14 protein-coding genes are annotated in these 13,461 nt (G+C 69.4%); 4 read left to right on the forward strand and 10 right to left on the reverse strand.

Annotated features, from left to right (window positions below):
* Nucleotides 1–90: 90 nt before the first annotated feature.
* Entirely contained in the window at nt 91–237 is a 147-nt protein-coding gene (locus tag ACYVF6_RS45220; RefSeq protein WP_460533088.1) for a hypothetical protein, read from the reverse strand.
* A gap of 285 nt (nt 238–522) precedes the next feature.
* Here ACYVF6_RS45220 and ACYVF6_RS45225 point away from each other — a divergent pair, with 285 nt between their 5' ends.
* Nucleotides 523–1,218, forward strand: a complete 696-nt coding sequence (locus tag ACYVF6_RS45225; RefSeq protein WP_460533091.1) for a protein kinase family protein — start codon at nt 523–525, stop codon at nt 1,216–1,218.
* Nucleotides 1,219–1,303: 85 nt separating this feature from the next.
* Nucleotides 1,304–2,923 (forward strand): malate synthase, encoded by a 1,620-nt coding sequence (gene aceB / locus ACYVF6_RS45230; RefSeq protein ID WP_460533093.1) that lies wholly within the window; start codon nt 1,304–1,306, stop codon nt 2,921–2,923.
* Nucleotides 2,924–2,935: 12 nt separating this feature from the next.
* Here aceB and ACYVF6_RS45235 read toward each other — a convergent pair whose 3' ends face one another.
* Complete coding sequence (locus tag ACYVF6_RS45235) at nt 2,936–3,568, reverse strand: CGNR zinc finger domain-containing protein (RefSeq protein ID WP_460533096.1); 633 nt, start codon at nt 3,566–3,568, stop codon at nt 2,936–2,938.
* Nucleotides 3,569–3,644: 76 nt separating this feature from the next.
* Between ACYVF6_RS45235 and ACYVF6_RS45240 the strand changes: the two genes are divergently transcribed.
* Complete coding sequence (locus ACYVF6_RS45240) at nt 3,645–4,163, forward strand: hypothetical protein (protein WP_460533099.1); 519 nt, start codon at nt 3,645–3,647, stop codon at nt 4,161–4,163.
* A gap of 9 nt (nt 4,164–4,172) precedes the next feature.
* On the opposite strand, the gene ACYVF6_RS45245 is transcribed toward ACYVF6_RS45240, so the two are convergent.
* Entirely contained in the window at nt 4,173–5,309 is a 1,137-nt protein-coding gene (locus ACYVF6_RS45245; protein ID WP_460533102.1) for a cytochrome P450 family protein, read from the reverse strand.
* 57 nt (nt 5,310–5,366) lie between these two features.
* Here ACYVF6_RS45245 and ACYVF6_RS45250 point away from each other — a divergent pair, with 57 nt between their 5' ends.
* Entirely contained in the window at nt 5,367–5,846 is a 480-nt protein-coding gene (locus tag ACYVF6_RS45250) for a MarR family winged helix-turn-helix transcriptional regulator (RefSeq protein ID WP_460533105.1), read from the forward strand.
* Between the two features lie 21 nt (nt 5,847–5,867).
* Here the strand turns inward: ACYVF6_RS45250 and ACYVF6_RS45255 are convergent, their stop codons facing one another.
* From ACYVF6_RS45255 to ACYVF6_RS45285, 7 genes are all read right to left on the reverse strand, one after another.
* Nucleotides 5,868–6,992, reverse strand: a complete 1,125-nt coding sequence (locus tag ACYVF6_RS45255; RefSeq protein WP_460533108.1) for a cytochrome P450 — start codon at nt 6,990–6,992, stop codon at nt 5,868–5,870.
* A 108-nt stretch (nt 6,993–7,100) separates the two neighbouring features.
* Nucleotides 7,101–7,763: a DinB family protein gene (locus ACYVF6_RS45260; protein WP_460533111.1), complete on the reverse strand. Its 663-nt coding sequence runs from the start codon at nt 7,761–7,763 to the stop codon at nt 7,101–7,103.
* Between the two features lie 259 nt (nt 7,764–8,022).
* Complete coding sequence (locus ACYVF6_RS45265) at nt 8,023–9,258, reverse strand: beta-ketoacyl-[acyl-carrier-protein] synthase family protein (RefSeq protein ID WP_460533114.1); 1,236 nt, start codon at nt 9,256–9,258, stop codon at nt 8,023–8,025.
* 120 nt (nt 9,259–9,378) lie between these two features.
* A complete protein-coding gene (locus tag ACYVF6_RS45270; RefSeq protein WP_460533117.1) occupies nt 9,379–9,624 on the reverse strand; it encodes an acyl carrier protein in 246 nt (81 codons plus the stop codon).
* Between the two features lie 88 nt (nt 9,625–9,712).
* Nucleotides 9,713–10,693, reverse strand: coding sequence for a beta-ketoacyl-ACP synthase III (locus ACYVF6_RS45275; RefSeq protein ID WP_460533120.1), 981 nt, complete (start codon nt 10,691–10,693; stop codon nt 9,713–9,715).
* A 17-nt stretch (nt 10,694–10,710) separates the two neighbouring features.
* Nucleotides 10,711–11,916 (reverse strand): acyltransferase domain-containing protein, encoded by a 1,206-nt coding sequence (locus ACYVF6_RS45280; RefSeq protein ID WP_460533123.1) that lies wholly within the window; start codon nt 11,914–11,916, stop codon nt 10,711–10,713.
* Nucleotides 11,917–12,200: 284 nt separating this feature from the next.
* The gene (locus ACYVF6_RS45285; RefSeq protein WP_460533542.1) at nt 12,201–13,313 is read right to left on the reverse strand and encodes a PucR family transcriptional regulator; all 1,113 of its coding nucleotides are present in this window, start codon (nt 13,311–13,313) and stop codon (nt 12,201–12,203) included.
* Nucleotides 13,314–13,461: the final 148 nt, after the last annotated feature.

Genomic DNA, 13,461 nt, shown 5'->3' on the forward strand with positions numbered 1-13,461 from the left:
GCCATAGTGCCAAACGCCACCAGGCCGGTGGAGTGCGTGGCCGGAGCGGCGCCGGCGGGCGGGCCGCCCGCGGCGTTCGGGGACGCGGCGTCAGTCGTGGGCGGGCGTCGGGTCGCACACCTGGTCGCTGGCGCTGGTGAGCCGATCGACCTGCTCGTCGGCCAGTTGCCAGCCGGCCGCGCCGAGGTTGTCCTCGAGCTGCGTCATCGTCATCGCACCGATGATCGGCGCGGTCACCGCCGGACGCTGCAGCAGCTCCGGCGTAGACGTCAGCAGTGTCGAAGAACATCCCGCCGGCCTCGGCGAAGCGATCCGCCAACTGGTGAGCGACCTGCTCGTCGGGTGCGGCGTCGAGGTCGTCGGCGCCCCACAGCATCGTGCCAAGTCAGAGCTCGCTGACTTTCAGTCCGGTGCGTCCGAGTGTGTGGTATTCCATGCCGCGAGGCTAGGTTCGAACCGTCGGGTCGGGCCGGTCCGTTCGGCGGCGCCGATTCCGGGCCAATCGCGGACGTGGAGTCGCTGATGGAACTGCTCACCGGAGCGGGGGAGGGCCGCGAGGTCTGGCGAGTCGGCGGCACGGTACGCCGTGCTGTCGGGCCGCAGACGCCGGCGGTGCACGCGTTGCTCCGCCACCTGGAGGCGGTCGGCTTCGAGGGTGCGCCACGGGTGCTCGGCTTCGACGAGCAGGGCCGGGAGGTGCTCACCTACGTCGAGGGGGAGCCCGGCTGGAACGGCCCGTACGACGATCGGACGCTGGCCGAGACCGCTCGTACCATCCGCCGCTTCCACGACGTCGTGGCGGGCTTCACGCCGCCGCCGGACAGCGTGTGGCGCGAGGCGCACCAGCCCGCCGGAACCTACGAACGGCAGATCATCTGCCACAACGACCTGTCACCACCGAACACCGTCTACGCACCGGGCCGCGCCCCGGTCTTCATCGACTGGGACCTCGCCGGTCCGGCGCCCGCGCTGTGGGATGTCGTGGCTGCCGCCCGCAGCTTCGTTCCGCTGTACGTCGACGAGGACTGCGAGCGGATCGGGATACCGATCCTGCCGCGTGGGCCGCGGCTGAAGCTCTTCTGCGACGCGTATGGCCTGACCGAGCGCGCCGCGTTCGTTCCGCTCCTGTGTGGGTATTTGCGAGAGCGCGACAGCCCGAACACCCGGCGGACACTGCGCCAACTTGACGCTTGGGAGTTGGGAAGCTACCTGGAGTAGTACATGGCCGGTCTGGCCAGGTCCGGCGTGGGTGGGGGACCAGGTTCGCAGCGGAGGTGGCAGGGTTGACTGCAGGGACGACCTGATGCGACAACTGGAGGCAGCCGTGCGGGCGAGCGTGGTGACAGAGGGTCTGGGCGAAGCGGGTGAGCGCATCTTCACCGATGCCGCATTGGAGTTCGTGGGCGAGCTGCACGAGCGGTTCGCGGGCCGGCGTGAGGAGTTGCTGGCGCTGCGCCGCGAGCGCCGGGAGCAGATCGCCCGGACGGGGCGGCTCGACTTCTTGGCCGAGACCAAGGAAATCCGCGAGGACCCCGACTGGCGGGTGGCACTCGCGCCGTACGACCTGATCGACCGGCGGGTCGAGATCACCGGGCCCACCGAGGCCAAGATGGCGATCAACGCGCTCAACTCCGGCGCCAACGTCTGGCTCGCCGACCTCGAGGACGCCAACACGCCGCACTGGTCGAACGTCGTGTCCGGCCAGTCCAACCTCTACGACGCCGTTCGCCGGCAGCTCGCGTTCACCTCGCCGGAGGGCAAGTCGTACTCCCTGAAGGACGACGGAGACCTTGCCACGATCGTGATGCGCCCGCGCGGCTGGCACCTGCCCGAGCAGCACGTGCAGATCGACGGCCGGCCGGGGATCGGCGCGCTGGTCGACTTCGGCTTCTACTTCTTCCACAACGCCAAGGAGCTGCTCTCGCGCGGCAGCGGGCCGTACTTCTATCTCCCGAAGCTGGAGTCACACCTCGAGGCCCGGCTGTGGAACGACGTCTTCGCATTCGCCGAGGAACGCCTCGAGGTCCCGCAGGGCAGCGTCCGCGTGACGGTGCTGATCGAGACCATCACGGCGGCGTTCGAGATGGAGGAGATCCTCTACGAGCTCCGCACGTACGCCTCCGGCCTGAACGCCGGCCGCTGGGACTACCTCTTCAGCATCATCAAGAACTTCCGCGACGCCGGCGCCGACTTCGTGCTGCCCGAGCGCAACGCGGTGACGATGACCGCGCCCTGCATGCGGGCCTACACCGAGCTGCTGGTCAAGACCTGCCACCGCCGCGGCGCGTTCGCGATGGGCGGCATGGCGGCGTTCATCCCGAGCCGGCGGGACCCGGAGATCAACCAGGTGGCGTTGGCGAAGGTGCGTGCCGACAAGGAACGTGAGGCTGGCGACGGCTTCGACGGTTCGTGGGTCGCGCACCCCGACCTGGTGCCGATCTGCAGGGAGGTCTTCGACGCGGCGCTCGGCGCGCGGACCAACCAGCTGCATGTGCTGCGCGAGGAGGTTTCGGTCAGCGCCGAGGAGTTGCTCGACACCAAGTCGACGCCGGGCGGGATCACCGAGGCGGGTCTTCGCAACAACATCTCGGTCGCGCTGCAGTACCTCGAGTCGTGGCTGGGCGGCAACGGCGCGGTCGCGATCTTCAACCTGATGGAGGACGCGGCGACCGCGGAGATCTCGCGTTCGCAGATCTGGCAGTGGATCCGCAACCAGGTCGTGCTCGATTCCGGCGACGTCGTGACGGCCGAGCTGGTGCACCGGATCGAGGACGAGGAGCTGGCCAAGATCAGGGAGGCGGTGGGTGAGGAGCGCTACGCCTCCGGCCGCTACGACGATGCCCGGCGGCTGTTCGAGCAGGTCGCGCTGGCCGACGACTACATCGACTTCCTCACGCTGCCGGCGTACGAGCTGATCGACTGACCGCTCGGCGGGCTAGGGCTCGCCGGGTTCGGGCTGGTCCTGCTGCCTGGCGGCGTGAGCGCGGACCTTCGACCGGTTGCCGCAGGTGGCCATGATGCACCAGCGTCGGCGGCCGCGGGGGTCGAGGAAGAGCCAGCCGCAGCTGTGACCTGGGCAGGCCTTCACCTGCTGCCTGGCCGGGCTGCCGAGCAGGTCGGCGGCCGCCCGGGCGACGGCGAGTAGTGGCTGGTCCAGGCCGCTGCGAGAGGGGAATCGCCACTGTGCCAGGCCGTCGGCTTCGGCGACCAGGCGGACGGTCGCGTTGGCCTGTTGGGCGGCCTGCGCCACGATCTGGAACGCCGAACGGTTGGCCGGCTCGAGGAGTACGTCGTGGAGCGCGCGGCGTAGGTACCAGGCCTGGCGTACGGTCGCTTCAGCGTCGGCCGGCTCGCGTTTCGCCTTGCGTAGCAGGCGTTCCGTCGTCTCGGCGTCGATCAGCCCGGCGAACTTCGCCCACACGGCGAAGTGCTCGTAGGACGGGATCCAGTCGCGCCGCGGATCGCCGGGCTCGGCGTTCCAGCCGGCCCACGTGTTGCAGAAGTCGAGCGCGACATGCCCGCCGATGCGGTTGGGCATCGGGTAGCCGTCGAACTCCGTCCAGTGCATTGCGATCGTGTCACGCCCTCTTGCTCTTCGCTCCTCCTAACCGGTTATCTGAGATTAACCGGTTAGGAGGAGTTTTATGCGTCTTCGTCGTGCCACCATTGTCGCTGCTCTGACCACTGTCGCGCTCGCGGCCGGAGCCACTCCGGCGTCGGCCACCGGCCCGGAGCCGTGGAAGCCGTTCCGCAGCGAGGGCTCGATCTCGCCCGCGGGCAGGCACTGCACGTACCCGCTGGAGACCAAGATCGTCGACGACCAGGAGGAGTCCCGAGTCGATGCCCGCTATCCCGACGGCGCTGTGAAGGCAGTGGAGTACAGGGGCGTGCTCATCGTCGACTTCATCAACCTCGACACCGGTGAGTCGATCCGGCGCGACCTGTCCGGACGCGGCCTCGAGACGCTCTACCCGGACGGGAGCACGTCCAGCTTCGGCGGAGTCGGACCGTTCGGGATCGGCTTCGTGGCTACGGACGACTACCCGCAAGGCCGTTACGTACTCGACGGCATCCATGAGATCACCTACGACAAGGACGGCACCAAGCACATGGCAGTCGCGATCGGCCCGGAGGAGAACGTCTGCGAGACGCTCGCCTCCTGACCGACTGCGTCACCAGGCGACGGGCATCGCCGAGAGTCCGCCCGTCAGCAAGTGAGTACGCCTGGGCAACTCCTCTGCGGGCACCGTGAGCCGCAGTCCTGGCAGCCGGTCGAACAGCGTGCCGAACACCGACTGCAGCTCGATCCGCGCCAGTGAGGCGCCGATGCAGAAGTGCGGCCCGTGGCCGAACGTCACGTGCGGGTTGTTCTGCCGCCTGATGTCGAAGTCCTCGGGCTCGGTGAACACCGCGTCGTCGTGGTTGGCGTCGCTGGTGTCGAGCAGGACCAGATCGCCCGCGGACACAGTCGTTCCGGCGACGTCGAGGTCGGCGCTGGCGTACCGGGGAATCCCTCCGGTGCGCTCGCCGGCCTGCCGCCGCGGGCGGTTGAGCCGCAGGATCTCTTCCACGGCGGACGAAACCAGGGCCGGCTCACCGCGCAGTGCCGCCAGCTGGTCCGGGTGCGTCAGGAACAGCACGATGCCCCGGTCGATCGCGGAGACGGTCGTCTCGTGCCCGGCGAACAGCAGGCCGGCTGCCAGCGAGACCACATGGTCGTCGGTGAACGCGTCCGGCGCCATCGCCTGAGCACCGAGCAGGTCGGACAGCACGTCCTCGGCCGGCTCGCCGCGCTTGCGGTCGAGCAGCGAGCGCATGTACGCCTGAAGCTTCCCGATGCCCGCGAGCGAGGTCGCCTCGCTGGTCATGTCGGCGGCGTCGTCGGACCAGTGCCGGAACTGCTCGCGATCCTCGTACGGCACGCCGAGCAGCTCGCAGATCACGAGGACGGGCAGCGGGAACGACAGCCGCTCGTGCAGGTCGGCTGGGGAGCCCGCGTGCTCGGTTTCGTCCAGCAGGCCGTCGACCAGCGCCTGTACGCGCGGCTTGAGCTGGGTCAGCCGCCGCGCCGAGAACGACCGGCTCAGCAGCTTGCGCATCTGCTGGTTCTGCTCGCGTTCGGCCTCCGGAGTGCCACCGGTGGCGCGTCCGAAGATGACGGAGTCGGTGTAGCGCGAGGCCTTCTCCGGCTCGGGATGCGAGCGGCCGAGCCGTGGGTCGGCCAGCAGGGTCTTCACGGTCTCGTAGCCGGTGATGTGCCAGGCGGGATCGCCCGCCGGCGTCGTGATCTGCCGGATCCTCGTGTCCATCGCTGCTGCTCTCTCCGTGCGAGGGGATAGTCTTCTCGATTGGGAGACTAGAACATCATGAACTCACTACACAATGATTTTAGTACAGAAAATCGCCCGCCGACACTGCAGGCGCTGGATGCCGTGTTCGGATTGACCACCCGGCTGGCGCGGGAGACGGCTGAGGAGCTGGCAGCGCGCGGGCTGAACGAATCACGCGCCGAGGTGTTGTTCCGGCTGGAGTCGGGCGGGCCGATGGTGCAGCGTCAGCTGAGCGAGCTGCTGCGGTGCACGCCGCGGCACGTCACCGGCCTGGTCGACGACCTGGAGGGAGTCGGACTGGTCGAGCGCAAGCCGCATCCGACCGACCGGCGGGCGTCGCTTGTCACGTTGACCAGGAAGGGGAAGTCGACGACGGAGTGGATGATGAACGAACGCCGGCGCGCGGCAGACATACTGTTCGGCGACGTCGACGAGGTGAAGCTGGCGGCGTTCATCGAGGTGATGCACGGCGTGCTGGGCAAGCTCCAGCGCCCGGACACGGAGCAGCCGGAGTAACCGGCCCGGGCGCTCGGTTCGCTACCAGGTGACCGGCAGCTCCAGCAGCCCGCCGGTGAGCATGTAGTTGCGCGGCCGCAGCTCGTCGAACGGCACTGCCAGCCGCAGGTCGGGGAACCTCGTGAACAGCGTGCTGAACACCGTCTGCAGCTCGGTCCGGGCGAGCGGTGCACCGATGCAGAAGTGCGGACCGTGGCCGAAGCCCAGGTGCGCGTTGTTCTTCCTCGTGATGTCGAACGTGCGGGCATCGGCGAACATCGCCTCGGTGAGGTTGGCCTGCTCGAGGCTGAGGATCACCAGGTCGCCGCTCGGGATGACCGTGTCGCCCACCTCGATGTCCGCGGTCGCCCAGCGGGCCAGCCGGCCGGGCGGTCCCTGCACGGGGTTGGGCAGCCGCATGATCTCCTCGACCGCCGACGGGATGAGGTCGGGATCGGCCTTGATCGCGGCCAGTTGCGGAGGATTCCTGAGCAGCAGCACGACACCACGGTCGATCGCGGAGACCGTCGTCTCGTGACCGGCCCAGAGCAGGCCCGCGGCCAGCTGGACGACCCGCGCGTCCGACATCACATCGGGCATCAGCTGCTGCGCCCTGGCGAGGTCGGTGAGCACGTCCTCCGCCGGCTCGGCGCGCTTCTGGTCGAGCAGCTTGCTGGCGTAGGCCTTGAGCTGCGCGTCGGCGGCCTCGGCACGGGCGCGGTCGCGCATGTCGGCGGCGTCGTCGGACCAGCGCCGGAAGTCGTCGCGGTCTTCGTACGGCACGCCGAGCAGCTCGCAGATCACCAACGCCGGAAGGGGAAACGCGAGCATCTCGTGCAGGTCGACCGGCGGCCCGGCCGCGGCCATCTGGTCGAGCAGGTCGTCGACGAGCTCCTGCACGCGGGAACGAAGCTTGGCCATCCGCCGCGCGGAGAACGCCGGCGTGAGCAGCCGGCGCATCGCCTGGTGCTCTGCGTGTTCCGTCTCCGGACTGCCGACCGGTCTGCCGAGCACTGCCGCATCGGTGTAGCGCGAGGCCTTCTCCGGCTCGGCATGCGAGCGGCCGAGGCGCGGATCGTCGAGCAGGGACTTCACGGTGGCGTAGTCCTCGGCCAACCAGGCCGGATCTCCGGCGGGCGACGTCACCCTGGACACCAAAGCGGTCATTGCTGGCACAACTCCCCTCGCGTGGTGGTCGGTGCTACCCACACCGGAGAGTAGGTGAGTTTCCTGAGCTTGCCAACGGATCTCAGACTGTTTTAAAGACTGGATCGTTCAGGATTTCAACGCAAGCCGCGCCGCCGTGGCGAGCTTGTGCATCACGGCCACCTCACCGCGTTCGTGCCAGGCCAGCCGGCGGAGCACCTTCACCGACGTCCACTCGCCGTCGTCCGACCGCCGTTCGATGCCGGCCGGCATCGCCTCGACGGTTTTCCGTACGTGGGCAGCCGATTCGTCCAGCTCGGTGAGCAGATCGTCAGCCCTGTCCTTGGAGTCGAGGCCGGCGACCGGAAGGTAGTAGCGGCTCTCGGTGTCGGCGACGTGCCAGGCCAGCTGGCGGATCGTGCGCCATCGGGCATACGAGGGAAGGGTGCGCTCGGGGTCCTCCCAGTCGAGCACCTCGTCCGGCAGCGCCCGCACGAGCGCGAGCGTCTGCGGCCGGACATAGTCGAGAATCGCGAGCGTCGTCCGGCGTTCGTCGTCCGTACAAGGCCTGTGATCGCGCTCGAACGCCCGCTCGTCACCGGTCTGCTGACAGGCCGTCCGTTCGACGACGTTGAGGTCGACCTTGCCGGTGATCCGCTTGCGTACGTCGGAAAGGGCCGCCGCCTCGTCGGGCCCCTGTCCGCAGGTGCCCCACAGATCGAGGTCATAGACCCATGCCGCGCACCAGCCATCGAACGCCATTCCGGCGTTGTTTTCGACATACACGTCCACGACGCGCATCAGATCCGCCGCCTCCCGAGCGTCGAGCCAACCAGAACCTGCTGTGCCCAACTACGCAGCCGAAGACTAGCGGACCGTAACGGCGGCATTCATCCGGTGTGTCGAACGAGAAACCGGGCGAGGCGACCTGCGTTTGTAACGCGGACTCGCCTCGCCCGGTGATTGGCCGGCATGCCTGGTCGGGCGCCGGCCGCGGGGCTGGCACTGGGTTGGTGCCGCTGCCTCGGAAGGGTCGGGAAAGAAGGGGAACTCAGGCCGAGCGGAACGCGATCACGAGGTTGTGCCCGCCGAAGCCGAACGAGTTGTTGATCGCCGTCAGCTCGCCTTCGGGCAGGGGCCGCGCCTCGCGGGCGACGTCCAGCCCGACCTCGTCGTCGAGGTCGTCGAGGTTGGCGGTCGGTGGGACGACGCGATTGTGCAGCGCCAGCACTGTCGCGATCGACTCCGCGACGCCGGCGGCGCCGAGCAGGTGTCCGAGCCCGCCCTTGGGAGCGGTCACGATGACGTTCGACGCCGCCTCGCCGAGCAGCGTCCGGATCCCCAGCGCCTCGGCGACGTCGCCGACCGGAGTCGACGTGGCGTGCGCGTTGACGTGGTTCAGCTGCTCGGGCCGGATACCAGCGTCGGCCAGGGCCTCTCGCATGGCGGTGGCGTTGCCCGAACCGGTCGGGTCGGGCTGGACGATGTGGTGCCCGTCAGACGACACACCGACGCCGGCGACCTCGGCGTAGACCCTGGCACCGCGGCGTTCAGCGTGCTCCGCCGACTCGAGGATCATGACGGCGCCGCCCTCGCCGAGCAGGAAACCGTCGCGCGCCTTGTCGAACGGCCGGGACGCCCGCTCCGGCTCGTCGTTTCGCCGGCTCAGCGCCTTCATCGCGCCGAAGGCGGCGACCACGAGCGGAAGAATCGCTGCCTCGGCGCCACCGACGACCGCGACATCGGCCTTTCCGGTACGGATCAGGTCGACGCCGTGCCGGATCGCCTCGTTGCCGGACGCGCAGGCCGCGACGGGCGTCTGGACGGCGGCCTTCGCGCCGACCTCCAGTCCGACCCACGCCGCGCCACCGTTCGGCATGATCATCGGGATCATGAACGGGCTGACGTGCCGCGGCCCCTTGGTGTTCAGCGTGTCGTACATGTTGATCGTCGAAGCGATGCCGCCGATGCCGGAGGCGATCGAGACGGCGATCCGCTCACCGGGAACGCCGGCGTCGACCAGCCCGGCGTCCTTCCAGGCCTCCCTCGTGGCGACCATGGCGAACTGCTCGTAGCGGTCCATCCGGCGCGCCTCGACCCGGGAAAGCAGTTCCAAGGGGTCGACAGCGGCGGGCGCGCCGAGACGACTGGGCATCTCGGCGTACTGCTCCCCGGTCAGCTGCTGGCCCGCGGATCTCCCGGACAGCAGGCCTTCCCAGGTGGAAGGCACGTCGCCTCCGAGCGGGGTAGTGGCCCCGAGTCCAGTGACGACAACCTTGGTGCTCATCGCAGATCTCCTTCTTCGCCTTGCGCGGTTCAGCCGGGTCGGGCCGGTCGGGGCCGGGACGACCGCGTGCACCCCTCGGCACGCGGCCGGCCTCGACGTGGGCCTTCTGTCTGGCTGGCCCTATGCCTGGGCCCGCTCGATGTAGGCGACCGCGTCTCCGACGGTCTTGAGGTTCTTCACTTCGTCGTCCGGGATCTTCACGTCGAACTTCTCCTCGGCGGCGACGACCACCTCGACCATCGACAGCGAGTCGACGTCGAGGTCGTCGGTGAAGGACTTCTCCAGCTGGATGTCCTCAGTGGGGATACCCGCGACCTCGTTCACGATGTCGGCGAGTCCGCTGCGGATCTCCTCAGTTGTAGCCATGCTCAATTGCTCCTTTTACGTGATTTCTACCGGGGCACCGCGCCCGACTCGTCGAAGGGCGGGACATCTGTACTGTGCTGTCAAATGTTCAGGGAATCCGCACGACCTGCGCGGCGTACGCCAGTCCCGCGCCGAAGCCGACCAGCAGCGCCCTGCCGCCGCTGGTGATCTCGCCGCTTCCCAGCATGCGCTCCATCGCGAGCGGGATCGACGCCGCGGACGTGTTGCCCTGGTCTGCGATGTCGCGGGCGATCGCCACCTGCTCCGGCAGCTTCAGCGAACGCGCCATCGCGTCGGTGATGCGCATGTTGGCCTGGTGCGGGATGAAGGCGTCCAGGTCCTCCGGCGCGATCCCGGCCCGGTCGATCGCCTCGCGGGCGACCTTGGCGACTTCGTACGAAGCCCACCGGAACACCTGGTTGCCCTGCATCGTGAGGTGCGGGAACGAGCTCGCGTCGACCGCCTCGCGCCAGCCGGTCCGCTGGGTGATCATGCCGAGCTGCGAACCGTCGGATCCCCAGACGATGGGGCTGATGCCGGGCTCGTCGGACGGGCCGACCACCGCCGCACCCGCTCCGTCGCCGAACAGGAACGCGGTCGAACGATCGGACAGGTCGGTGAGGTCGGACAGCCGCTCCACCCCGACGACCAGGACGTAGCCCGGCGTACCGCCGACCACCATGCTGCGCGCGAGCTCCAGGCCGTAGCAGAACGCGGCGCACCCGGCGTTGATGTCGAGCGCGGCCGCTCCGCCCGCGCCGATGTCGGTGGCGACGGCCGGAGCGAGCGCCGGCGTCTGGAGGAGGTGCGACACGCTAGCCAGCAGCACCGTGCCGATCTGGTCCGGCGACACGCCGGCATCGGCGAGCGCCTTGCTGGAAGCCGCGGCCGCCATCGCCTGCAGGGTTTCCTCGTCGCCGGCCCAGCGCCTGGTCTGGATGCCGGAACGGGTACGGATCCACTCGTCGGAGGAGTCGATGTAGGTGCAGATCTCCTCGTTGGTCACGACCCTCGCGGGACGGTAGGCGCCAATCCCCAGAATGCGTGCGTGCGGTGTCGCCAACGTCATACCGCTCCTATCTGTCGTCACGCCGGGCTGACCACTGGGTTGAGCCGGACCAACGGCTGCCCAGGCGAAACCGGGTCGCCGTCGGCGACCAGCCACTCGACGACCTTGCCGCCGTGTGGTGCGAGGATCGGGTGCTCGTCGCGGCGGCTGACCACCGCGCCGACGACCGTTCCGGGTGCGAGCTCGTTGCCGGTCTGCGGCCGTACCTCGCCGAACGAGAACACGCCCTTGATCGGCGAGACCAGCAGGCGTCCCGCCGGGGTGCTCTCGCTGTCCGGCCGGCTGTGCTCGCCCTGGCCGTGCTTCTCGACGAACTCGCGGGCCGCGTCGAGCTGGTCTGGTGTCTTCAGTGCGAACGTCTCAACTCCGCGCAGGGCGCGCCGGGCGATGCCGGTGAGCGTGCCGGCGGGCGGCACCTCGAGCAGGCCGGTCACGCCGAGCTCCCGCATCGTCTCCATGCAGAGGTCCCAGCGCACGGGCGAGCTGACCTGGGTGACGATCCGCCCCAGCACGTCGCGGCCACTGGTCACGACCTGGCCGTCGCGGTTGGACAGCAGCCGGGTGCGCGGGTCGTGGGTGGAGATCGATCGGGCGTAGCGGCCGAGGTGGTCGACGGCGTGCGCGACGTAGTGCGTGTGGAACGCGCCCGCCACCTGCAGCGGGACCACGCGGGTCTTCGCCGGCGGCTCGGCGGCGAATCGCGCGAGGTCGTCCAGCGCACCGGCGGCGACGATCTGGCCGGGGCCGTTGTTGTTGGCCGGGACCAGGTTGTGCTGCTCGATGAGCGCGAGCACCTCTTCGGGGTCGCCGCCCAGCACCGCGGTCATGCCGGTCGGGCTCTGCTTGGCGACCTCGGCCATGATCTTGCCGCGCTCGCGGACGAAGACCATCGCCTGCTCGGCGGTGATCACGCCGGCGCCCGCAGCCGCCGTGACCTCACCGACGCTGTGGCCTGCGACCAGGTCGATCTTGCGGAACGCGTCGACAGCGGGACGCGGGAACAGTGTGACCGCGGCGACCAGCCCCGCCGCGACCAGCAGCGGCTGCGCGATCGCGGTGTCGCGGATGGTCTCGGCATCGGCCTTGGTGCCGTAGTGGATCAGATCGAGGTCGCAGACGGCGGACAACCAGTGCATCCGGTCGGCGAAGGTCGGATCCTCCAACCACGGAGCGAGGAAACCAGGAGTTTGCGCCCCCTGTCCGGGCGCGACGATGACGAGCACGTCTTCAACCATGACTGGTGAACGGCTCAGAGGGACGGCGGTATCGGCACGAATCTTCGCCGGAGATCGCTGTAGGAACCCTACAAAGTGGCAGGTCGTGTCTCCCAAATAGCGCTGGTTAAGCTCGCGGCGCATCCGCGCCGCGCTGACGGTGCCGCGGGGGATGGCAATAGGCACCGTGTCGGGCATACTCGCGAGGCGCCGCGGTGCCGTCAGCGTGGATGCGGGGCGTCGCGAGTCAGGCGATATTTGGGAGGCGCGGCCTAGTTCGACGGGTTCGGGTTCTATGCGCGGAGACGTCCCAGTGTCAGGGCGAGCCGCAACGTGTAGGCCTGCCGCGGGTCGGACGGGGAGTAACCGGTGAGGTCGGTGATCCGCCGCAGCCTGTAACGCACGGTGTTCGCGTGGACGAACAGTAGCCGGGCGGTGGCTTCCACCGAGCTGCCGGTCTCGAAGAACGCGCCGAGCGTCTCGAGCAGCACCGGCCCGCTCTCGGCGAGCGGTCCGTAGAGGTCGGCGACCAGCTGGCGGCGGGCGTGCCCGTCGCCGGAGAGGGCGCGTTCGGGCAGCAGCTCGTCGGCGGCGACCGGGCGCGGAGCGTCCAGCCAGGCCGGTGCCGCGCGCAGGCCGGCCACCGCGGCCCGGGCGCTCTCGGACGCGGCGAACAGGTCGGGCACGACCTGCCCGTAGACCACCGGGCCCGGCCCGAAGTGCGGCGCGACGGTGGTCGCCGCGGCCTGCGGGGTCTGGCGTACGACACCGGGCTGGGTCGTGCCGCCGTCGGGCAGCGCGACGCCGCCGAGGATCGCGATCAGCCGGTCGCCCTGGACGCCGGTCAGCACGTCGAGCTTGGCGTGCCGGGCGTCGCGGCGCAGCATGTGGACCTTCGACTCGGTGTCGCCGTCGGGCGACCGCCCGGCCACGACCAGCACACCGGCCGACTCCATCCAGCCGAGCGCGGCGGCCCTGGAACGCACGGCTTCGTCGGCCTCGGCACGCAGCACGGAGTCGACGATCAGCGCCTCCAGCCGGGCGTCCCAGGCGCCGCGAACCTCGGCAGCCCGGGCGTAGACCTCGGCCGCGCCGAACGCCAGCTCACGGGAGTAGAGCAGGACCGCCTCGCGCACCATCGGCACGCGGTTCTCCGGCACGATCTCGTGGATCTTCTCCTCGACGACCTCGATACAGATCCGGACCAGTTCGACGGTCTGGTGCAGCGTGACCTTCCGGGTCAGCTCGCGCGGCGCGGTGCCGAGCACGTCGGCGGTGACCGCGGGATCGTCGCCCGGCTCGCGAAACCACGCGATGAACGCGGCGATACCGGTCTGGGCCACCAACCCGATCCAGGAGCGGTCCTGAGGACTCATCGTGCGGAACCATGACAGCCGCTCACCCATCCGGGCGATCGTCGCGGCGGCTAGCGTGCCACTGGCCCGCTCCAGATGCGCCGCCGTATCTGCACGGATGGTGTCCCGGCTGTTGGAATTCGACACTCTGGCAGTCTGGCACGCCGTGCCCACACGTCTACTCAACCGGGCAAGCTAT

It is taken from the genome of Flindersiella endophytica (assembly GCF_054779015.1).